17 protein-coding genes and 1 tRNA gene are annotated in these 22,583 nt (G+C 47.0%); 11 read left to right on the top strand and 7 right to left on the bottom strand.

Annotated features, from left to right (window positions below; translation table 11 throughout):
* Positions 1 to 179: 179 nt before the first annotated feature.
* Positions 180 to 1,181 (bottom strand): competence protein CoiA family protein, encoded by a 1,002-nt coding sequence (locus tag HMPREF3138_RS25535; protein WP_083301483.1) that lies wholly within the window; start codon positions 1,179 to 1,181, stop codon positions 180 to 182.
* A gap of 158 nt (positions 1,182 to 1,339) precedes the next feature.
* On the opposite strand from HMPREF3138_RS25535, the gene HMPREF3138_RS12760 reads away from it, so the two are divergent.
* The 6 genes from HMPREF3138_RS12760 to HMPREF3138_RS25525 all read left to right on the top strand — a co-directional run bounded on the left by HMPREF3138_RS12760 (position 1,340) and on the right by HMPREF3138_RS25525 (position 6,227).
* The gene (locus tag HMPREF3138_RS12760) at positions 1,340 to 1,534 is read left to right on the top strand and encodes a hypothetical protein (RefSeq protein WP_000227645.1); all 195 of its coding nucleotides are present in this window, start codon (positions 1,340 to 1,342) and stop codon (positions 1,532 to 1,534) included.
* Between the two features lie 11 nt (positions 1,535 to 1,545).
* Positions 1,546 to 1,878: a hypothetical protein gene (locus HMPREF3138_RS12755; RefSeq protein WP_070559087.1), complete on the top strand. Its 333-nt coding sequence runs from the start codon at positions 1,546 to 1,548 to the stop codon at positions 1,876 to 1,878.
* Between the two features lie 993 nt (positions 1,879 to 2,871).
* Positions 2,872 to 3,381, top strand: coding sequence for a hypothetical protein (locus tag HMPREF3138_RS12750; RefSeq protein WP_000444413.1), 510 nt, complete (start codon positions 2,872 to 2,874; stop codon positions 3,379 to 3,381).
* A 46-nt stretch (positions 3,382 to 3,427) separates the two neighbouring features.
* Positions 3,428 to 3,943 carry a hypothetical protein gene (locus HMPREF3138_RS25530; RefSeq protein ID WP_063850028.1) on the top strand — a complete coding sequence of 172 codons (516 nt, stop codon included), beginning with the start codon at positions 3,428 to 3,430 and terminating at the stop codon, positions 3,941 to 3,943.
* An 83-nt stretch (positions 3,944 to 4,026) separates the two neighbouring features.
* Positions 4,027 to 4,350, top strand: coding sequence for a conjugal transfer protein TraD (locus HMPREF3138_RS12745; RefSeq protein WP_001280266.1), 324 nt, complete (start codon positions 4,027 to 4,029; stop codon positions 4,348 to 4,350).
* 305 nt (positions 4,351 to 4,655) lie between these two features.
* Entirely contained in the window at positions 4,656 to 6,227 is a 1,572-nt protein-coding gene (locus tag HMPREF3138_RS25525) for a pilus assembly protein PilV (RefSeq protein WP_083301486.1), read from the top strand.
* Between the two features lie 126 nt (positions 6,228 to 6,353).
* Here HMPREF3138_RS25525 and HMPREF3138_RS12740 read toward each other — a convergent pair whose 3' ends face one another.
* Together HMPREF3138_RS12740 and HMPREF3138_RS12735 are read right to left on the bottom strand one after the other, a co-directional pair.
* On the bottom strand, positions 6,354 to 9,314 hold the full coding sequence (locus HMPREF3138_RS12740; protein ID WP_070559085.1) for a type III restriction-modification system endonuclease: 2,961 nt from the start codon (positions 9,312 to 9,314) through the stop codon (positions 6,354 to 6,356).
* A gap of 9 nt (positions 9,315 to 9,323) precedes the next feature.
* Positions 9,324 to 11,327: a site-specific DNA-methyltransferase gene (locus HMPREF3138_RS12735; protein WP_016240060.1), complete on the bottom strand. Its 2,004-nt coding sequence runs from the start codon at positions 11,325 to 11,327 to the stop codon at positions 9,324 to 9,326.
* A gap of 194 nt (positions 11,328 to 11,521) precedes the next feature.
* Here HMPREF3138_RS12735 and HMPREF3138_RS12730 point away from each other — a divergent pair, with 194 nt between their 5' ends.
* Positions 11,522 to 12,910 carry a SpnT protein gene (locus tag HMPREF3138_RS12730; protein ID WP_070559083.1) on the top strand — a complete coding sequence of 463 codons (1,389 nt, stop codon included), beginning with the start codon at positions 11,522 to 11,524 and terminating at the stop codon, positions 12,908 to 12,910.
* A gap of 46 nt (positions 12,911 to 12,956) precedes the next feature.
* On the opposite strand, the gene HMPREF3138_RS12725 is transcribed toward HMPREF3138_RS12730, so the two are convergent.
* From HMPREF3138_RS12725 to dpiA, 4 genes are all read right to left on the bottom strand, one after another.
* Entirely contained in the window at positions 12,957 to 14,231 is a 1,275-nt protein-coding gene (locus HMPREF3138_RS12725; RefSeq protein ID WP_070559081.1) for a tyrosine-type recombinase/integrase, read from the bottom strand.
* 180 nt (positions 14,232 to 14,411) lie between these two features.
* Positions 14,412 to 14,487 (bottom strand) — tRNA-Asn (locus tag HMPREF3138_RS12720).
* A gap of 114 nt (positions 14,488 to 14,601) precedes the next feature.
* Positions 14,602 to 17,691 (bottom strand): beta-galactosidase, encoded by a 3,090-nt coding sequence (locus HMPREF3138_RS12715; RefSeq protein ID WP_038877981.1) that lies wholly within the window; start codon positions 17,689 to 17,691, stop codon positions 14,602 to 14,604.
* A gap of 102 nt (positions 17,692 to 17,793) precedes the next feature.
* The gene (dpiA, locus tag HMPREF3138_RS12710) at positions 17,794 to 18,480 is read right to left on the bottom strand and encodes a two-component response regulator DpiA (RefSeq protein WP_021505854.1); all 687 of its coding nucleotides are present in this window, start codon (positions 18,478 to 18,480) and stop codon (positions 17,794 to 17,796) included.
* A gap of 313 nt (positions 18,481 to 18,793) precedes the next feature.
* Between dpiA and citC the strand changes: the two genes are divergently transcribed.
* Genes citC through citF form a run of 4 tightly spaced genes read left to right on the top strand, consistent with a single transcriptional unit; the run spans position 18,794 to position 22,581 of the window.
* The gene (gene citC, locus HMPREF3138_RS12705; protein WP_038877983.1) at positions 18,794 to 19,864 is read left to right on the top strand and encodes a [citrate (pro-3S)-lyase] ligase; all 1,071 of its coding nucleotides are present in this window, start codon (positions 18,794 to 18,796) and stop codon (positions 19,862 to 19,864) included.
* Positions 19,864 to 20,172 carry a citrate lyase acyl carrier protein gene (citD, locus tag HMPREF3138_RS12700; RefSeq protein ID WP_019452464.1) on the top strand — a complete coding sequence of 103 codons (309 nt, stop codon included), beginning with the start codon at positions 19,864 to 19,866 and terminating at the stop codon, positions 20,170 to 20,172. Before citC ends, citD begins: the two co-directional genes overlap by 1 nt.
* A complete protein-coding gene (gene citE, locus HMPREF3138_RS12695) occupies positions 20,156 to 21,076 on the top strand; it encodes a citrate (pro-3S)-lyase subunit beta (protein ID WP_038877985.1) in 921 nt (306 codons plus the stop codon). The genes citD and citE overlap by 17 nt, the downstream gene beginning before the upstream one ends.
* Complete coding sequence (gene citF, locus HMPREF3138_RS12690; protein WP_038877987.1) at positions 21,076 to 22,581, top strand: citrate lyase subunit alpha; 1,506 nt, start codon at positions 21,076 to 21,078, stop codon at positions 22,579 to 22,581. The genes citE and citF overlap by 1 nt, the downstream gene beginning before the upstream one ends.
* The last annotated feature ends 2 nt before the right edge of the window (positions 22,582 to 22,583 follow it).

Here is a 22,583-nt window from a genome sequence, read left to right as displayed (position 1 = left end):
GTGTTTGAATATATATGTGTTGTGTATTTACGTGCAGGTGGTGTTGCATTTTTGTGCAGATTCTTGTAAACACCATTTTTGGATAAATCCAATCTATAACAGGACGAGCCTGTTATCAGCTCAGTGATTATTTCCGATAATCACGAAGTGCTGCCTGAACGTGGTAGTACAGTAGCTTTTCAATTCTCCATTAATTTACATCTTATCAGGTTTAACTCTTTTTGCTTAGAACTTATATTTCCAAACCACTGTTGTTTCTCGTAGAATAAGGACTCTAATTCTATGTCTCTAAAAATTTCGAAATCTTGAAGTTTATTTATGTGTGATGCTTCCCCAAATACATATTTCATGCCTAATATTGTACCACATTTAGCGCAAGTATTAGTGAAATAGCCTTTTGGAACTTTAGGTGTCTTGATAAATTTTAATGTATGTGGGGCATCATATTCGGTTCCATTATTATGAAAGAATACTGGCGTGATAGCTTTACAACGATAACATGTAATTAAGTCGGCAATATAATTGTATTTCTCATCATTAGGTATGTTCAATGGTGTATAGAGTTTTCTGTCTATTTTGTACTTATCACATACAGAAATGATTTTTTTGAAGTGTTTTATGCAATCACTACAAAAACTTAATTTAAATTTAAAGTCATCACAAATCCACAAAAAAGGATCTTCAATTACTGTTTCTGATTTTAACTCAATCCACGGTATTGATAGGTTTTTCTTTTTTTCCTCATCTATTTCATGAGTATGGAAAACCTCAATTGCTACTTTATTACCATTGTTCAGGTAAGCGAGAACATCACAACGATATTTATCGATAGGAACCTCATCTTTAGCATTTGAGAAAATACAAGGCGTTATTATTTTTTTATGTTCTTTATCACAACCATGACATTTACTGACCATTTTTATTTTTTTATTACCTTTTGCGTTTTCAGATATAGCATAACAAATAAGAAACTTAGCCAGTTTATGATAGACAGATTCTGGATCGCATTTAGAATCATTCCTGTGTGAAAAGTGTTTTCTTTTTATATTTCCTGTTCTCAATGTTAACTTTTCATCACAGCACGGGCAATAATAATCTTTATCTCTTATAGCATCATTCACATTGATAACTTTCCCATCTAAGGTTTTACCCCATGATATTTTTATGATCTTCTCTTTCATTCACAACCTCTTTAATTTTCTAGATTTAATTTATTGCTTATTAAATTATAAAAATCAAATAAAAATTAAGTGATTTATTTTTTATTTTTAATGTTAATTTTGACGGGGTGTGTTTAATTTTGTATTAACTCCTTAAAAACAGATAAGGATGGTTTCAAATGGTAGATATAAAAACAATCGAGGATGAAATAGAAGATATCGAAGAAGAGTTATGCTCAATGGTGAACTATGATGTTTGTTTCAATTTTGAAGAAGATTTGAATGATCTTGATGATTATAAAACTACGCTTGAAGATAGATTGGTGTTCCTGAATGGAGTTTTATCGGGGATTCAGTCAGGTTATTACATGTGAAAAGGATACTTATGAATAAAAATAATAAAACACATGAAATACAGGTCCATTTCATGGAGGGGTTAATAATGTCTGAAAGACTTTTAAAAAACATGTCAAAAGATTTTAAGTTTGAAGTTTTAGCAAGATACTTCTATTATATGTCAACGTTAAATGGTTTTTCATTTGATGATATTGGTAAAGAATACAGAAGTTTCTACTATTTAATATCGTTTATATACCTTGAGGAAGGTAGGGCTGATAATTTTTTAACGTCTCTAATTTGCAGAGACGATGTTGTTTATAATAAATCGGTGGATGAGTATATTTCAAGCGTAGATCATTTATGGGAAGCACATGAATAAAAATGATATAAATACTAAAGCTATAAAAATATCCTCTTAAAATCGCATACAGAACGTTTTAAAGTAGTATGGTGAAATATAACAGAGAGAAAAAGACTATATGTTTATCTGGTCTTTTTTATTTTTTAATAAAGTTAGGTTGTTTTATTTGACAAGTAAAATATTGTGTTGTAAATAAAATAAAGATACAAAAAAAGCCAACTTTCAAAGTTGACTTTTTAAGGACTAAAAAAGTTTTGCCGACTTTTGAAGCCTTGTAATCAGTTAAGAGACAACGTGATTACAAATATAATAAAGTATTAAATAATCTTTTCATATTTGTCAAATCTAAATCGCAACTTTTTTACAAGCCTTTCAAATACCATTTCCAAAAACATTTTAGTCTTCAAAAGCAATAACGTTAAACCTGTGTATCAGGTCTAAGAATCTTTGGACATCATGTGTTAAAAACTGTTTTGTTCTTAGGTTATTGTAGGTGGCATATAAACGGGGGGAAGTCGGTAGCCACCAACTTGAAGCGTTCATCTAAAATCTATAAAGCGGTAGTATAATTTTCTTTAGTAAAACGAGAAAATGCTTTAAATGATCATGATGTATCCGTAGGAGTCCGATGGGGTGTCCCAGTAATGGAAACGTGCTGGAACTCAATAGCTACGGTGAGAATCGCCAACCTGCGAACCTAAAAAAAATATTACAATAGTATTTTTTTACGGGGGGTTAGGGGGGTGAAGCTTGCAGAAAAACTAAGTTTTCCTGACGGAAAACTACTACGACTGAAAGTCGCTATCTAAAACCCCAGAACCTAATCTAATAAAATTCTAGTACTACTAGTACAAAAAAATAATTTTAAAAATATCAGTAGGTAGGTGCCATTTCATCAAGGCACTAACGAAAGATAAGTAGGCTTATAAATTAAATATGGTGCATGGATTAATTTGAGTTTTTTGTTTTTTAATTGTATTAATTAAAAAATATAAATAAAAAGGTAATGATATGGAAAGTAAAACAAAAAAACTAAGAATGGGATGGATACAAAATCTTACTGAGAATGAAAAAAAGATAATAGATGATTTTCTGGAAGAAGCCGCTAAGTTAAAAGGTAAAGCACTAAATAAAAAAGAAAAACAAACTGTCAAATTTATTGCTCGTGATCAAGTCCGCTCGATTAGAAAAGAGCAAAAATCAAAAAAACAAAAGAAGAGTAGAGTTGATATGGAAGAAAAAGAAGATGAAACAATTAATACCATTTCAAATAATGCGGATGAGCAAGGAAGATTAAAGATACTATCAGCTAAAGAAAGAGATTTTATCAATAATGCCATATATGAAGAAATGAAAATTAAAGGTAGAAAGCTTGTAAAATGTGAAATGAAAGAAGTTTTAAAAATTGCTCGAAAAAAGATCCTCAACAATCGTATATCTTGTCAGATCAAAAATGAAAGAAATAAAGAAAGGTTTGAGGCAGAGTTTGAATGGAGAAAACCAGTGCCATTTCGTCGTTAAAGCATTCATTAATGATGATATTATAATTTTTTATAAGAGGTAATACATGAAAAAATTGAAAACAAAAAACTTGAAGGAAAGTGAGTTTATAAGACATATTGAAAACAATTCTGTTGTCTCAAAGGCTCTGTGTGAGAAATATGGAGTCTCAACTGAAACCATTGCCTATGCTTTATATGTTCATAGCAATAGTTTCTTTCTTAAAAACGACTACGTTCAGGATGACATTCACTATGATATAGTTAAATATAATTTAATAATAATGAAACCCACGCTTAGGCAATATTATAGAAGAACAAGGCAAGTAGATTATAACGGATATACTTTTTTATCAGGTATTAAAGAATATCAAGACTATTGTATTTTGTTGACGCTTTGCTGCTATCATTGGATAGCTGATGTATTTACTGTCTATAATCATAGTGAAAGAAGTCAATTTATCGTTGATGTTGCCAATGATCTTCTGAAAAGGAGTATAGATCATTTTTCAGTAGAGCATGAGAATGTTATCAACTGCTTTAATATGTTAAAAGAAAAGCTCCCATCGTATAAAAAGAAATAATAATCCAATTTTTCAAATATCCTCATTGACTAACATATATATAAGAAATATATATGTATCATGGAACTATAAGAGGATAGAAAATGAGTGATATTTCAGATAAAGAGCAAACCAGAAAGAAACCACGAATAAAAAAGACACTGGAGCAGCAATTAGCATCTGCTCAGATGCGTTTAAATCGTTTGCAATATAAGTCTAAGAAAGAAGCTAAACAGATAGAGACACGTCAGAAAATAATTTTAGGGGCTGAAGTTGCCAAGGCTCTTGATTGTGATGTTTTTACGGTGGATAAGGATCTTGTTTTAGGTATGCTACTAGAGATACCCCACCTACATCCAGATGATAAAGAAAGATTTAAAAGAAGCGGAATGTTATTTCTGGCGAGCATGAAAGGAAGGAAAACTTGATAATGCATATAAACTATTTGACAAGTATTTTAGAAAAAGTTCCAACAGATAATTATCGTTAACTTTCATTAAAAGATTTGACATTCTATTTATGATGATATATCTATTTATTTAAAATCTCATAATCTTATATAATCAGATTCTTTCATCTATAAAATCATAAAAATATAATTTTAGGTTTATATATTTCACGTCCTGACAAATCTCTAGCTTAATTTTAATATGGCTGGGGATTTGTTTTTATCTGTATCTTGATTTTTGTTTGTTATTTGATAATTAATTAATACGTGAATATAAAAATGGCGATGGAAATGAAAATTAAAAAAGGATTCTCTTTACTAGAATTAACTCTTGTTTTAGGTGTTGGGACGATGGTGGCTTTTATGAAGTTTCAGGATATGAAGGCATCGCAAGAGGACTTTACGGCAAAAACAGCCGGAGAACAGATCAGGCAAATTGGTGAAGCTGTTAATGGATATATTAATTTACGCTACGATAAACTTTCAACGTTAACACCGAGTAGTAGTCAGAGTAATGATCCGGGGCCAAGAACGTGTAATACGTCGGAGTGTGAAATAACCTACCAGACACTAATAAATGAAGGGCTTTTGCCTGTTTCTTATTCCGGCATTAATATCTATAAATCACCTTATAAAATTTTGCTTAAGCGAGGAGGAACTGCACCAAACTATGTGATTAATGGTTTGGTTGTAGCTACTACGGCATGGATTGAGGGCGGAAAAACGCGTTATGATTTATTAGGGAAAGCCATGCAAACAGCGGGTATTGACAGTGGTATGACTCAGAGTACAACAGTTATTTCCGGGATGCAGGGGCAATGGCAGGAGTCTTCTTCTAATTTCAGTAATATTACGGGTAGTGGTTTACTTGGATTCAGAACTGGTTTTAATAGTACATTATATTCCATATATTTACGCCGTGATGGAACTCTCCCCATGACAGGTGATTTAAATATGGGAGGTAACAATATTAACAACGCAAAAAATATTACTGCGTCTGGTACCGGTAGTTTTGGTGGCAATATCACCTCTGGAGAAAATATTAATGCAGCTAAAGAAGTTATCGCACATAATGGTTATGGTGATACCATTACGCTTGGTGGAGATGCCGCTGGAAATGATTATGAAATACGTTTAGGAACGGCAAAACCATTAACTTTATATTCACCATCTGCTGGAAATTATACAACAGTATTACAAGTTAATAGAAATGCCAAAATAGATCAAAGGCTTGGTTTAATGGGGTATGATCCAAATGAGTTGCCATCTGGCTGGGGTGGAGGTTTAAGAACCCTTGATGTTTACGCTGCAGGAACAGTAGGTGCTGGTTCGGGAGGTGCTGTAAATGCTTATATGAATAGTTCCGGTAATATTTTTGCGTCTAATGATATAAATGCTGGTCATCAGGTGAATGCTCAATACGTATGGGCATCAGGAAACCTCAACTCTAACTATGTTCATTCTAATGGCAATATTGATGCTAATGGTCGAATAAACGCTGGTGAATTTGTTTATATAAATGGACAAGCCAATATAGGGTGGGGATGTTCTCCAAATGGTGTTGTAGGAAGAACACCAGAAGGTAAAGTTATTTCTTGTGTTAATGGAGTATGGAGCGGATCAACAGGAAGTCCAGTAATAAGAACAGCATATGCCTCTGCTTATCGTTTCCCCGGAGCTGTTGCTTATTGCGCTGGTTCAGAAAAAGTTGTAGGTGGAGGCGGTCAATGTAATACAGCAGAAGGATATGTTTGGTTAACGGTCTCCAGACCTAATGGTGATAACAGTTGGTATGCAGGATGTGATACAACTAAAAATATTACAGCTACTATAACTGTTTATGCTATATGCCAATAATATTAAAAACTAAACAAATGTAATAAAAATTAAATAAACAAGATTTCTATTAACTCACTGAATCTATTAAGCACGGATATTCTTATGATTTTTTAAATGGCCTCCTGAAAGGCCATTTTATATAGTTTAGAGGCTACCCATTATTTCTGTAAGATCTGTAGCTCTAACATATTTTGCTGCATTACTCTGTTCTTCTTTTAGGGCACTAAAATGCGCTGTTCCACAGGCTATCTTCGCATCTTCTTCATGACCAAGACCAATGTGTTTACTTTTAGTTTCGACAACAAAATAGATATGTTCTTCACCATTATCCTCAATGACTAAGGCCCAGTCAGGATTATAAGTCCCTAATGGTGTCGGGATTTTAAACCATCCCGGCAGCTTCACATAAAGCTTAACTTCATCCTGTTCTTCGAGTTCTTGAGCGAAACGGCTTTCGACTTCAGAATCTTTAGGAACATATTCGTAAACTGACTTAGACGAGGTTTCGAAAAGATTGCGGGCATATCCTGTTAGCTCCTTATCCATAAAGAGACTTTGCGCATACACCTCTCCTTTTAGTGGATAATATTTAATACCATCAACAATTGACAGGCGTTTGCAGTAGTTGATTCGGCCTATAGCTTCGCTGATAAATTGTTGCGGATTTTTGGCAAAATCAGCGAGTTTTCCACTCTCTTTAAGGATGGTGCATAAACTGCGTCTTGTCAGGCCCGGTTTTTCCTGTAGAACACCAAGAACATCTGGCAGTGGCTGTTCTTCAACATCAATAACAGAGCTTGTCGTCCCCTTTGACTGAGCTTCAACACCAAGACCTGACTGGCTTTGTTTTATTGTGGCTTTACTGAAACTGACCATTGCTTTTGCTACAGGCTGCATTTCAGAAAGTGATTTCGTACAGGATTTGATCAATGAATCTTCATCAAATGCCAAACGATACAATGTTTTTTGACTAATGCGTTGCCATAACGCTTCAAATTCCGGGCTGTTTAAGACCTCTTTCCGGTATTTGATTACTTTACGCTCATCAGCATTATTTATATTGAGTCGTCCTGCTGATTTACGCAGGATAGATTCAATTTGCTCCTGAAGGGTAAGGAACTTTTCGCTAACAGTAAAAGTGCCATCGAAAAGAGTCTCTTTCAGTGTTTTGGTGATTTTCCCGGTTTTTTCCAGATAACCTTCAGCATGTAGTTCAGACCATATCTCCTGTGAAGCGATGATACCTACAACTTGTGAGGAATCAGAGAAGATCAGATGGGCAAACGCATCTTTTTCGATGATACCAAAACGGATGCCTGTTTCATTCTCAATTTCAGACTGTAAGCGCTCAGCGTAGGCTTGATAATTTTCACTGGCAACTACAGTCAGAATGTTAATGCTGTCATCCCGGACACGCTCACCATCTTGGTTAACACACAGGCGAAGCCCACGGCCTAATGTCTGACGGCGTTCGCGTTCACTCCCCATCTCACGAAGGCTACAGATCTGGAATACATTTGGATTATCCCAGCCTTCTTTCAATGCAGAGTGTGAAAAAATAAACCTTACCGGATTGGAGAAACTTAAAAGCTTCTCTTTATTTTTCATGATGAGATTATAACCACGTTCCGCATTTTCGCGGCCTGCATTATTGCTTTCGCTTGTTTCAGCCCATGCACCTTTTTTATCAATGGAGAAATAACCATCATGAACATCTTTGGCATGTTCTGGATGAGAAGGGAGTAAATCTTTATAGGCAGGACTTTTGATGGCTTTAAGGTATTCTTCCTCAAAGATACGGGCATATTCACCCGGCTCACGTTGTCCTTCTTCAGTGAACTGACGGTAGAAATCAACCTTATCGATGAAAAACAGGGTAAGAACCTTGATTTGCTGAGTATTCAGGCGAAGTTCTTTATCCAGATGTTCACGGATTGTACGTCTGATCATATGACGCTGGATGAGCATAGGGTCAATATCCCCCACGACATCACCGACTTTCATATAGTAGGTATCAGAAGGTGTTTCCAGTGTAAGATAACCCTCTTTGCCCGTGCGGATCTCGCTTATCCGGTAACCCTGATAAATATCACGTCCTGTTTCGTCATCGAGTGTCATACCGTCATATACGGTAATCTCTGAACGATTTACGTTCCCTTTTTTATCGGCTATATCAACAAGAACAGTACCGCTGATAACATTTTTCTTACTATTAATACTGACCAGTTTCACATAAGGACTGTTGCTTGCATTCTGGACTTCAAGCCCGGCAACCTCGATCTGTTTGACCAGTTTTTGGTTGTAAGCATCAATGGCATCAAGGCGGTACACCATATGATGTTTATGAATATGTGTTGCTGAATAGCGTAAGGTGAACATGGGGTGCATAGCATTAAGTGCGGTTTTACCCGCACCGTTCAAGCCACCATCAACACTTTGCGGTTCATCGACAATAATAATTGGACGTGTAGCACGGATTAAATCAATGGGCTTATCCAGATCGTCCACAGTTGTTTTTTCACTGGACTGATAGAGCTTGTTAACATCTTTTTTGTTAATCGCACCCACAGTCATTACCATGATCTGCATAACAGAACTGGTTGCAAAATTTCGAACATCCGCAGGTTTTGCAGAATCATATAGGTAGTATTCGTATGGAATACCCGCATACAGGCTTTTGAAATGCTCTTCCGTGATCTGTAGTGTTTTATAAACGCCTTCCTTGATGGCAACGGAAGGAACTACGATGATAAATTTGCTCATGCCATAACGTTTATTCAACTCAAGCATGGTGCGAAGATAAACATACGTCTTACCAGTCCCTGTTTCCATCTCGACAGTAAAATCATGGCTATCGAGAATGGGCGAGGGAGGAAGCTGATTTTTCAACTGAACATTGTTCAGATTTTTAAGCAGTACATCATCTTTGGGTATTTGTGGGTTAACAGGCATTGAACCCGTAGAACCTTCAAATGAGAGAGCGCCCTGAGCTGGGGCCAGCACAGTCATTTCGCTCTCCCATTTTTCCTGCCCTTCAAACAGATCGCAGACTGATGTTATAGCGTTGTGTTGATATTTAAGGTCAGATTCAAAATGTAGTTTCATCTCAATCCCTTAAAGGCTATGCAGGTTAGTCAGGCCGTGTTGTTCCAGAATGGCGCAAAGATTTGTTTTAGCAACGTTATTTTCAAATGCGTCATCAAGGATATAGCAGACAGTATCTTTGCCAGCCTTCAAACTCTTATGCCAGTCGATGATCCCCTTGGTCAGTTCTTCTACTGAAGATGCAGGGATTTGTTTAGCAAAGCAGGTAAACAATTTGCCACCGTCAACACAAGAAACAGTTAATCCATCAAACTGCTGGTTTTCAACGTTAACACTCAGGTCGATACCACGTTTAAGCATTAATTCAGCAAGTAGGTCTTCTTCACTACGTCCTTCAACAATTGGGCTTATATAGGCATCAAGTTGTTGTGAAAGACTTTCCGCTGTTGCTTCCCACGGGCGAATATTGGATGTATCAAGTTTAAATACACGAAAACCAATATCACCATTCCAGTCTGGATTATCTTCACGAACCTTTTTACCTGCTCGGCGCAGACGTTCTTTAGTTATTTCAGTGATATTTACTTTTTTTCCATTTTTATTACAGAATTCGTAAGCGATTTTTTGTTCTTTCACACTTGTATGTAAACGCTCTGGCAACTGAACAAGGATAAAGCGTCTGTTGGCACTCTTTTGCGCATTAATGTCATAAACAGAATGTCCCGTGGTTCCAGAACCAGCAAAAAAGTCCAAGATAAGATCGTCTTCTTTTGTAAAGTAATTAATCAAGCGTGCTATATCTTTTCTGCTTTTGGGGTTATCGAAAACTTTCTCACCCATTAATGATAAAAAATCCTGAGTAGAAGTTTGTGCATAACTATAAAAAACACTAGGTAAAACTTGTCCTTCACTCTCAAAAAGATATGATGCAATTCTAGCTGATGTTGTATGATCAGGCCCAAATACGACTTTCCCTTTATTGTACTCCTCCCAGAATCTCAATTCATTTGGATAAACCCATCCTCTTGAAGGAACTGGAACTGGTTTTTTTGTTATAGGATGCAAAACTTCGTATCTTGGTCCATTTCCGCCGGGCCAGCTTATATTTCCATCGTCTCGATATGGTCCCCGAGAACCAACTTTTACAAAACGCATCATGCGTCTCTTGGGATCTGATAATGGAATGTTATCAAACCATTTAATCCATCCGGATTTTATTTTATCCCAATCGTCGCCATATTCCTTAACTAATCTTTTATATATTACCTTGGCTTCTTCTAATCCTTCTCTCTCTTCTCTTAAGACTATGTTGTTATTTATTAATGACTGAATATCTTTAGCGTAAACCAACATATACTCATGGCCTACAGAAATAAACTTGGCATCATTTTTTCTATTTCTATCCCAAACCAGAGTGCCGAGGTGGTTTTCTTCTCCGAAAATTTCATTTAGCACGATTTTAAAATTGCTCAGTTCCGCATCATCGATACTGGCAATAAATATACCATCTTTTTTTAATAAATTTTTAGCAAGTTTAATTCGAGGGTAAATCATATTTAACCAGTCAGTGTGATAACGACCGCTGGTTTCTGTATTTGTGCTTAAACGTGTTCCATCTTCTGTTTGTCCAGTAAGTTCGAGATAATTTTTCATATTATCTTGGAAGTTATCAGGATAAACAAAATCTTTCCCGGTGTTATAGGGAGGATCGATATAAATAAGCTTAACTTTTCCAGCGTAACTTTTTTGAAGAAGTTTTAACACTTCAAGGTTATCGCCCTCGATCATGAGGTTCTTGGTATTATCCCAATCAACGCTTTCATCTTTGCATGGACGCAAGGTGCCACGGGAAGGGGTAAGAGCAAGCTGACGAGCCTGACGCTTACCATGCCAGTTCAGGCCATAGCGTTCTTCTTTGTCGTCTACATTTTCACCCAAAAGCTGCTTTAAAACCTCAAAATCAATACTGTCTTCATTAAAAGCTTCAGGAAACAATGATTTAAGCTTGGTGATGTTATCAGCAGTGATATTCATTGATTGCAGTTCGGGCATTTCAGGCGAAAGTTTGTTCATTGACCATTCCACGTATCTGTATCAGGTTACTGTGTGATGGGGGATATTTTACGGTAAATAGTGCATTTCATCAATGAACAGCGTGCTACAGATTTCTTTTTAAATCATTATGTTAATGCTTTTATTGAATGTTCTGTCCTCGTGTTAGTACAATTAGCTTTTCTGCGTCTACCAAACATTATCAGGATGTGATGATGGCTAAACTGAACAAGAAACAACTTGCTTTACTCAAAGAAATACCTGCCGATCAACTCATGCAAATAATTTGTGATATTGCAGAGGATAATGGTCAGGCAAAATCCTTTCTTATTAATAAATATCTGTTAACTCCAGAAGAATCACTGAAAAAGGCTGAGGCTGAATACAAAAGGGTAATTAAAACAAAACGCTTTTATGATTATTATGAAGCAGCGATTTTTTTTGAGGGGCTATACAGGAATGTCATATTTCCACTTGAAAAGACGGTATCAACGCTGCCTGAAAAAACCGAGGCGTTTTGCCATGATTTACTGCTCTCATTTGATAAAGTCAGCGAAATTGCTGATACATCAGATGGATCATGGATGGACTATTATAATGGTGCTGTCGAAATATGGTTAAAATCCCTGTCCCTACAAAAAGACAAAAGCATTGATGTTATAGCGGATAAAATAATTTCCGTACTTAAAGGTGATGTATATTTTAACTTTGATATTTTTGATAAGTATAAAAAAGATCTGGGATACAATGTTATTCGTGCTTTAAGGGAAAGTCTTCTTAAGACAGGTGATGTTAATGATGCTGTTGAGTTAAGTCTGTATATCAGGGATGTTGATTTCATCAGGCAATGCTTTGAGAAAAGAAAACTGAACCAGCCAGAATACATCATTAAGTTTGCTGAGTTGCTGGTTGATGAACTGTGTACTGAGGAAGCCATTCAGGTTCTCAATAAAATCAAAGAAGATAAATCAGTTGATCAGGCAGGGCTTCGTGATAAATGGACTGAGGTGTTGGCTCTAGCGTTGATTGAAGAAGGCGAGATTCAGCAGGCAAAAACAATTTGTATAGACGGATTTAAGAACAGGTGTGATGTTATTTTTTATAATATCTATAATCGGGTAGAGAAAAATAATGACTCACTGGATTTGTTCTCTGGCATAGCAAAGAAAAAAGGCTTTCCGTTTGTTATTCTTTTCTTGTCCGGGACAGATAGTTATGGAAAACTTGATTCTGAAGTCATGAATGCGAGTGAAAATGAAATCGCAGAGATGATGTCTTTATTACGCGGTTCTTTTGTTCGTACCTTATCGAGTGAGCTTTACAGGCATGGTTATGCATGTTCTGCAACTCTGCTCCGTAGAGTGCTGGCAGAGGACAGTATCAGCCGTTCTCAGAGTAAATACTACAGCTATGCGGCATCTGATATGAAAAAAAGCATTGATTACAGTAAAGATATTACATGGACTGAAAAAATCCCTTCAACAGAAGAGTATTTAAAATCCCTGTTTATTGAGCACAAAAGAAAATACGCACTCTGGGAAATAATGCTGGAAAAAATCGCTGGTTTAGCGATAGAGAAAGATTCAGTATCATATTCAGCATAGACTGTAATTAAGCATGAAGTTGAAAGGCCGCGAACGGCCTTTCCCTTTATTTATTTGAAGCAAACTCAAACGGCCTGACCATATCGTTGCTGTTAGCATCAAGGAAATCAGCCCACCACTGGAGCATCAGGCGGCGCTGGTCAAGGTGTTTTGCCTTGTGGGTATAAGCAGCACGGACGCTATTGCTTTCCTTATGGCTCATTTGAAGCTCTACAGCGTCTTCTGACCATAGCCCGGACTCAATTAAGGCACTACAGGCCAGAGTGCGGAAACCGTGTCCACAGATGTCCTGCTTCGTGTTATATCCCATATTACGCAGGGCTTTGTTGATGGTGTTTTCACTCATGGGTTTAAACGAGTCATAACAGCCAGTGAAGATTAATCCATCATCATGGCCTTCTTCATAAGTCAGTTGTCGGATCTCTTTTAGTATCCTCATAGCTTGCTTACAAAGGGGAACGAAGTGCTTACGCTTCATTTTGGCACCACGAGTCGAATGTTTGACGTTTTCAATTGCTTCACGCTGTTCGGGTATCACCCATAACTTACTTTTGAAATCAATTTCAGACCAGCGAGCGAAACGCAGCTCACTGGAACGAATGAAAATCATCAGATTGAGCTGTATTGCCAGTATGGTTAACCTGCGGCCTTTGTATTCGGTAATTTTTTTCAGTAGTTGCGGTATTTCTTCCAGCTCAAGTGCAGGGCGGTGTTCAGTTTGTGGTTTCTGAACTGCACCTTCCATATCATAGGCTGGGTTATGGCGTATCAGCTTTTGCTGGACGGCATGACGCAGGATTGCCGTAATGTATTGTTGAATGCGCATGGCAACTTCAAGATAACCAAGTGCCTCAACCTTTTTCACCGGAACCAGCAGATCACCCGTATCCAGTTCGGCAACATCTTTGTCACCGATTACCGGGAAGACATAAGTTTCAAGGCGCTTCCATACGGCATCACCATAATCATCAGACCATTTTGTTTTCGTAGAGAACCACGCTTTGGCTACTGTTCTGAAGGAGCGTGTATTATCACGTTTGGCTTTAAGCTCTTTAACCTCTGCCTGTTTCTTTGCATTAGGGTCAATGCCCTGAGCAAGAAGCCTTCTGGCCTCATCACGGCGTTGTCTTGCATCACCAAGGGAAACAGCAGGATAAACACCTATGGAGAAGATTTTTTGCTTCCCTTCGAAACGGTAGGCCATTTGCCAGTATTTTGAACCTTTGGGGGTAACGCGAAGGAACATGCCAAAGCCATCGGTCAGCTTGTATTCCTTCTTAAGGGGTTTTGCATTTTTTGCTTTGATATCAGTCAGTGACATGAAAACACCCCCTCGATTGTTGGTAAAAGGGAAATCGAACCAGCATTACCAGCATTTTTACCATCAAAATGATATGGCTTCGAGTGGTTTTTAGTGAACGAGGGTGAACGACTGAGAGGGGATAACCAATTGATAGAAATGCAGAAAGCAGACGTTAGTGAACGTCTGCTTCCCTTAAATTGGCTCCTCTGACTGGACTCGAACCAGTGACATACGGATTAACAGTCCGCCGTTCTACCGACTGAACTACAGAGGAATCGTTTGAACGGGGCGAATAATAGCGAGGCGCCGTCGGCATGTCAAAGGCGGATTACACATTCTGTGACTGTTTGCTTACAGAATGCGCAACCCGTTGAGTTTTTTGGCAGATTTAGCTCTCTGGCGCCCGCTGCAGGCGCAGCTGATAGCGGTAAATGCCGGCGGTGAGCAGGTAATCCCGGTGCACGCTCGGGCTCCAGGAATCGTCGCCGCCCACCCCCATATGGAAGCCGTCCAGGTGCAGCCAGGTGCCCGCTTCCGGCTGCAGCAGATGCTGGTGGCTGCAGGCCATCAGCTGTTGCAGCCCGTAGCGGCTGAGCGAGAAGTGGAAGCGGCCGTCGATGCGCCAGCCGCCGTAGCGCAGGCTGCGGGTGTCGCAGCGCAGGCCGTTCTCGCCGGGGAAAATATACGGCGTGTGCAGATCCGCCAGCGGCAGGCGCCAGCGCCCGTGCTGCGCGGCCAGGCGGCGATCCGGGTAGTTCTCGTGCGGGCCCAGGCCCAGCCATTCCACCTGCGGCTGCACCGTCGCCAGTTGGCAGTGCAGGCCGATGCGCGCCGGCGGCGGCAGGGCGTCGGCCACCTCGACCTCCACGTTCACGCTCACCGCGCCCAGCGCGTCGAACAGCCACTGCTTGCGGCTAATCAGCAAAATCTGCTCGTCCACGCCGAACTGGTGTTCGCTCACCACCCGCACGCCGTTTTGCAGCGCATCGGCCTGCAGCCGCGTGCAGCGTTCCTCCAGCCGGTACAGGCCCGCCAGCTTCCAGCGTTCGACCCAGGCGTTGGGATCGATATGGTCCGCCTCGCTGACGCCGATGTCGTTATCGATCGGCGCGCGGGCAAAACCGTCGCGCAGCGGCGTCAGCAGCTGCGGCTGCTCATTCTGCCACCACTGCGTCAGATGGCCGCTGCTGCGCTCGAAGCGCCAGCGCTGGTCGCCGTGGGTGAGGGTCAGCCCCTGCTCGTCTTCAGTCAGCGTGGGCGGCACGCCCTGCGCCGGCGGCGGCGCGGGATGCAGCGCGCGCGGCACCCGCCACTGATCCCAGGCGCAGCGGTGGTGCGCTTCGGACCAGTCGGTGGCCTGCGGCTGCACCACCTCCACGTTCAGCCACAGCTCGCCGGGCTGATGCAGCATCGGCAGGCGATCGAGCAGGGTGAAGCTATGGCTGCCCTGCGGCGTCAGCGCCAGATCGAAGCTGCCGCTGGCGCGCTCCACGCCGTCCAGCTCCAGCCGCCAGTTGAGCTGCTCGTTGTCGGTGTGGCGGAACAGGTAATCGCTGGTGACGGTCAGCGTCAGCGAGGCGGCGTCGAAGGCGAAACGGAACAGCTGTTGCGCCCGCTGCGCTTCGAACAGCGCCGGATGCGGGGTGCGATCCGCGAACACCAGCCCGTTCAGGCAGAACTGGCGATCGTTGGGGGTATCGCCGAAGTCACCGCCGTAGGCCCAGTGTTCTTCGCCCTGGGCGTCGCGCTTGATCAGCGCCTGATCGACCCAGTCCCAGACAAAGCCGCCCTGCAGGCGCGGATGTGCGTGGAACGCGCGCCAGTAGCGCTCGAAACCGCCGAAACTGTTGCCCATCGCGTGGGCGTATTCGCACAGGATCAGCGGCCGCTGCTCCTCCGGCAGGCCGATCCACTTGCCGAGCGCCCATTTGGGCACCGCCGGGAACGGCTGATCCTGATCCACTCGCGCATACATCGGGCAGATGATGTCGGTAGCGGCGGTGTCGGCGCCGCCGCCTTCATATAGCACCGGGCGGGTCGGATCCTGGCTTTTCACCCAGCGGTACAGCGCGTCGTGGTTCACGCCGTGGCCGGACTCGTTGCCCAGCGACCAGATAATGATGCAAGGGTGGTTGCGATCGCGCTGCACCATGCGGGTGACGCGCTCGCTCATCGCCGGCAGCCACAGCGGATCGTCAGCCAGGCGGTTCATCGGCTGCATGCCGTGGGTCTCGATATTGGCTTCGTCCACCACGTACAGCCCATAGCGGTCGCACAGCCGGTACCACAGCGGGTGGTTGGGGTAATGGGAACAGCGCACCGCGTTGAAGTTGTGCTGCTTCATCAGCAGGATGTCGTGGCGCATCGTCGCCTCGTCCATCACCTGGCCGTGGCGCGGATGATGCTCGTGGCGATTAACGCCGCGGATCAGCAGCGGCTGCCCGTTGAGCTTCAGCAACCCGCCGCTGATTTCTACCTGGCGGAAGCCGACGTCATAGGCCTCCACCTCGATGACCTCCCCCTCGGGTGAGAGCAGGGCGACGGTGGCGCGATACAGCGCGGGCGTTTCGGCGCTCCACAGCGCCGGGCGTTCCACCGGCAGGCGCAGCGTGACGCGATCGTCATAGGCGCCGCGCTCGTCCACGATCTCGCTGCCGAGTGGCTGGGTGCGTTCGGCCACCCGTGTGCCATCGCGCCACAGCTGAACCTGCACCTGCAGCGGGCCGGACCGGCTGGCGCGCGCCGTCACCACCAGTTCGCCGCGGGTAAAGCTGTCATGCAGCGGCGTGGTGATGCGCACATCGCTCAGGTGCGCGGCGGGTTTGTGCAGCAGGCTGACGTCGCGGAAGATGCCGCTCATGCGCCACATGTCCTGATCTTCGAGATAGCTGCCGTCGCACCAGCGCAGCACCATCACCGCCAGCCGGTTTTCTCCCGGCTGCAGCCACGGGCTGAGATCGAACTCCGCCGGCAGGCGGCTGTCCTGCGAGTAGCCGACCCAGTGGCCGTTGCACCACAAATAGAACGCCGAGTTGACGCCGTCGAAGATGACGCGCGTTTGGCCGGCGGCCAGCCAGGCCGGATCGACGCTGAAGGTGCGCGAGTAGCAGCCGGTTGGGTTGTCTTCCGGCACGCGCGGCGGATCGACCGGGAACGGGTAGCGCACGTTGGTATAGATCGGCGCATCGTAGCCGGCGAGCTGCCAGTTGCTCGGCACCGCCAGCGGGGCGGCGTCCGGCAGATCCTGCTGCAGCCAGCCTTCCGGCGCCGCCTCTGGGCGCGGGAAATAGCTGAAGCGCCACTCGCCGTTCAGCGACCTGCGGCTGGCGCTGGGGGCATCGTCGCGCGCGTCTTCCACCGTGCGCCAGCTGGCGAACGGTGGGTGGGCGTCCAGCCGGCGGGAGTGGGTGCAGGCCGGATTTTGCCAGTCACGGCGGGCGAGGATCTCGGTCAGGGAAGCAAGGGGCGCAGCGGGCATCGGCGATCGTCCAGTCGGCTAGGTGATGCTCACCAAGATGCTGACCGGCGCATAAAAAGTAAAGCGGTTACATGCAACCTTGCAAGGGCGATCAAATAACCGTTAATGCGGTTCGCCGGCGCGGTAGATCCGCTGCGGGCGGCCGACCTTGCCGTAAATGATCTCGGCGCGCAGCTGCTGTGCGGCGGTGCAAAACTCCAGATAACGGCGCGCGGTGGTGCGGCTGAGCCCCATTTTTTGCGCAACGCTTTCAGCGGTGTGGCGCGCGGCGGGTTCGGCAAACAGCGCGCGGACCTTGCCCAGCGTCAGCTCGTCGATGCCGGCGGGCAGCGCCGCCTGCTGTTCGCCGCGGGCGTAGGTGTTGAACATCTCGTCGATGCGGCGCTGGTTGAGGCGCGCTTTGTCCTTCAGCGCTTCGCGGCGTTGGCTGAAGCGCTGCAGGGTCTGGCTCAGCCGGTCATAGGCCAGCGGTTTGATCAGGTAGTCGAACACGCCGTAACGCAAAGCCTCGGCCACGGTGGCCATGTCGCTGGCGGCGGTGATGAACACGATGCCGCCGCGATACCCGCTCAGCGTCAGTTCGCGCAGCAGGGTGATGCCCTGGCCGTCGGGCAGAAAGTTGTCCAGCAGGATCAGGTCCGGCTTGAAACGCTCGGTCATGGCGCGCGCCTGCGCCAGGGTGCCGGCCAGCCAAATCTGGCGGCAGCCGCCGTTCTGGCGGATAAACTCCGCGTGCATTTCCGCCAGCGGCGTTTCGTCTTCAACGATCAGGATGTTCAGCCATTCCATAATGAAACCTGCTATTGCAATCAAGATGCTAAATGAATGTAAGTAAATTGCGGCGCCAAATAAAGATTATCTCAATAATAAACACCATAAGATTAATTAAGTAAATAAAGAACATTAAATAACTTATTAACCGGAATCGGTTTGTGAAATAGGTCAATAATCGGCGTTTTTTTTCTGTTTACCATTGATTTATCGAACGCGAGACGGTGTTTATCTCCATGGTTTTTAAGGTTTTAATTACCCTTGATGATGTTAATTAAAATGCCTTTTTGTATTTAATTTGTTGTTTGCCAGTTAACCCAGAGAGCGTGTTATGTTAGGCGATGCCGTATTTAATCGGGTAAAGCGATCGGATCATAAAGCGATTTCGGAAATAAGCGCCTTCTTGCGCAGTAACGATCTGAATATCGACACCACGGTTGAAATATTTATTACCGTTACCCAGCACGACAAATTGGTTGCCTGCGGCGGCATCGCCGACAATATTATCAAATGCGTCGCCATCAGCCCGCTGATGCGCGGAGAAGGGTTGGCGCTGGCGCTGGCGACCGAGCTGGTGAACCTGGCCTACGAGCGCCACCACACTCAGCTGTTTATCTACACCAAGGTGCAGAACGAGCCGCTGTTCCGCCAGTGCGGTTTCTACCCGATCGCCACCGTGCCGGGCATCGTGGTGCTGATGGAAAATAGCCCGTGCCGCCTGAAGCGCTACGCCGCCCAGCTGGCGAGCCAGCGCCGGCCGGGCGACATCATCGGCAGCATCGTGATGAATGCCAATCCCTTCACCCGCGGGCATCAGTATCTGGTGCGTCAGGCGGCCAAACGCTGCGACTGGCTGCACCTGTTTCTGGTGAAGGAAAACACCTCGCGCTTCAGCTATGAAGACCGCCGCCGACTGGTGCTGGCCGGCACCGCCGATATCCCCAACCTCAGGGTACACGAAGGCTCGCAGTACGTGATCTCGCGCGCCACCTTCCCCTGTTACTTCATCAAGGATCAGGGCGTGGCCGACGACTGTTACACCGAAATCGATCTGAAGATCTTCCGCCAGTATCTGGCGCCCGCGCTGGGCATTACGCACCGCTTCGTCGGCAACGAGCCGTTCTGCGCGGTGACCGCGAAATACAACCGCGACATGCGCTACTGGCTGGAAACGCCGGCGCTGCCCAGCCCGCCGATCGCGCTGGTGGAAATCGAGCGTTTGCAATATCAGGGCACGGCGATCTCCGCCTCCTGGGTGCGCAAGCTGCTGGCGGCGGGGGACTTCCACGCCGCCGCGCCGCTGGTGCCGCCGGACACCCTGTACTACCTGCAGGATCTGCAAACGCAGCGCCGGGCCAAGGCGGCCCCGCATCCTTTTGAGTCCGCACAATCAGGTGAATGATGAAAATTATCCGAGAAGCAATGGCCGGCACGCTGGAATCCAGCGATGTCATGGTGCGCATCGCGCCCGCCGAGGGGCCGCAGCACGATCTGTTGATCGCCAGCAGCGTGGAAAAACAGTTCGGCGCGGCGATCCGCCACACCCTGCTGGAGGTGCTGCAGCGCTATGAGGTGGAGCCGGTGCAGGTGATCGTCGACGACAAGGGGGCGCTGGACTGCGTGCTGCGCGCCCGGCTGGAAACGGCACTGATGCGCGCCTGCGAGGGCGGCCAACTGCCGTGGGAGGCGAAAGATGAAAACGCTGAATAAAAGCCGGCTGCGCCGAAGCATGTTGTTCGTCCCCGGCGCCAACGCGGCGATGGTCAGCAACGCCTTTATCTACCAGGCCGATGCGCTGATGTTCGATCTGGAAGACTCGGTGATTCTGCGTGAAAAAGATGCGGCGCGCCGGCTGGTGTATCACGCGCTGCAGCACCCGCTGTACCAGGAGGTGGAAACCATCGTGCGCGTCAATGCGCTCGACTCCGCCTACGGCCTGGCGGACTTGCAGGCGGTGGTGCGCGGCGGCGCGGACATCGTGCGCCTGCCGAAGACCGACAGCGCGCAGGACGTTGTCGACATGGAGCGCGAGATTGCCGCTATCGAAGCGGCCTGTGGCCGGCCGGTCGGCAGCACCGGGCTGCTGGCGGCGATCGAATCGGCGCAGGGCATCACCAACGCGGTGGCGATCGCGCACGCTTCGCCGCGGCTGATCGGCATCGCGCTGGGGGCGGAAGACTACGTGCGCAACCTGCGCACCGAGCGCTCGCCGGAGGGCATCGAGCTGCTGTTCGCCCGCTGCTCGTTGCTGCAGGCGGCGCGCGCCGCCGGCATTCAGGCGTTCGACACCGTCTATTCCGACGCCAATAACGAGGCCGGCTTCCTGCAGGAAGCGGCACTGATCAAACAGCTCGGCTTCGACGGCAAATCGCTGATTAACCCGCGCCAGATTGAGCTGCTGCACAACCTGTACGCGCCGACCGCCAAAGAGGTGGCGCACGCGCAGCGGGTAGTGGACGCCGCCGAAGCGGCGGAGCGAGAAGGGCGCGGCGTGGTGTCGCTCAACGGAAAAATGGTCGACAGCCCGGTGATTGAGCGCGCCCGGCTGGTGCTGGAGCGCGCCGCGCTGTCCGGCTTACGGGAAGAACCGGCGCAGCACGGGGAGGAAGCATGATGAACCGCCAACAACGATTGATGACCTTCGCCAACCCGGGGGATCTGCCGGGCTATCAGGACGTGTCCAAAGCCAACCTGCAGGCGCGCAAACCGCGCGATCTCAAGCTGTGCGACTCCTTGCAGGAAGCGGTGCGCCGCAGCGGGCTGCAGGACGGCATGACCATTTCCTTCCACCATGCGTTTCGCGGCGGCGATTTGACGCTCAATCAGGTGATGGAGACGCTGGCGGCGATGGGGTTCCGCAACCTGACGCTGGCGTCCAGCTCGTTGACCGATTGCCATGCGCCGCTGGTTGAGCATATCCGCCACGGCGTGGTGAGCCGCATTTACACCTCCGGGCTGCGCGGCCCGCTGGCGGACGCCGTTTCGCGCGGTCTGCTGGCGGAGCCGGTGCAAATTCACTCGCACGGCGGCCGGGTCAACCTGATCGAATCCGGCGAGCTGAAGATAGACGTGGCCTTCCTTGGCGTGCCGGCCTGCGATGAGTTCGGCAACGCCAACGGCTACAGCGGTGAAGCCTGCTGCGGCTCGCTCGGCTATGCGCGGGTGGACGCCGAGGCGGCGGGCACCGTGGTGCTGCTGACCGAGCAGCTGGTGCCGTACCCGCATCATCCCGCCAGCCTGGCGCAGGATCGGGTGGATCTGATCGTGCAGCTGGAGCGGGTGGGCGACGCCGACAAGATCGGCGCCGACGCCACGCGCATGACCTCGAACCCGCGCGAGCTGCTGATCGCCCGCCGCGCCGCCGAGGTGATCGCCGGTTCCGGCTACTTCACCGAAGGCTTCTCGCTGCAAACCGGCACCGGCGGCGCCTCGCTGGCGGTGACCCGGTTCCTGGAGGACAAGATGCGCGCCCGCGGCATTCGCGCCGCGTTCGCCCTCGGCGGCATCACCTCGACCATGGTGGATCTGCACGAGAAAGGGCTGATCGGCAAGCTGCTGGACGTGCAGAGCTTCGATCGGGCGGCGGCGACCTCGCTGGCGCGCAACCCGCGCCATATCGAAATCAGCGCCAACCAGTACGCCAACTTCAGTTCCAAGGGCGCGTCGGTCGATCGGCTCGACGTGGTGGTGCTGAGCGCGCTGGAAATCGACACCGGCTTCAACGTTAACGTGCTGACCGGCTCCGACGGCGTGCTGCGCGGCGCGTCCGGCGGCCACTGCGATACCGCCGCCGCCGCGCGGCTGGCGATCATCGTTGCGCCGTTGGTGCGCGGGCGCATCCCGACGCTGGTGGAGCAGGTGACTACCTGTGTCACGCCGGGCTCCAGCATCGACATTCTGGTGACCGACCACGGCATCGCCGTCAACCCGGCGCGGCCGGAGCTGGCGCAGCGTCTGCGGGAGGCCGGCCTCGAGGTGGTGAGCATCGACTGGCTGCGCGCCCGTGCGCTGCAGCTGACCGGCGAACCGCAGCCGATCGCCTTTACCGACAAGGTGGTGGCGGTGGTGCGCTACCGCGACGGCTCGGTGATCGACGTGGTGCATCAGGTGGCGGAGTAAGC

This window comes from Serratia sp. HMSC15F11 (assembly GCF_001808215.1).
GTDB lineage: Bacteria > Pseudomonadota > Gammaproteobacteria > Enterobacterales > Enterobacteriaceae > Serratia > Serratia nevei.
Note: the sequence above shows the minus strand (reverse complement) of the source record. Positions and strands in the feature narration are given on the sequence as shown.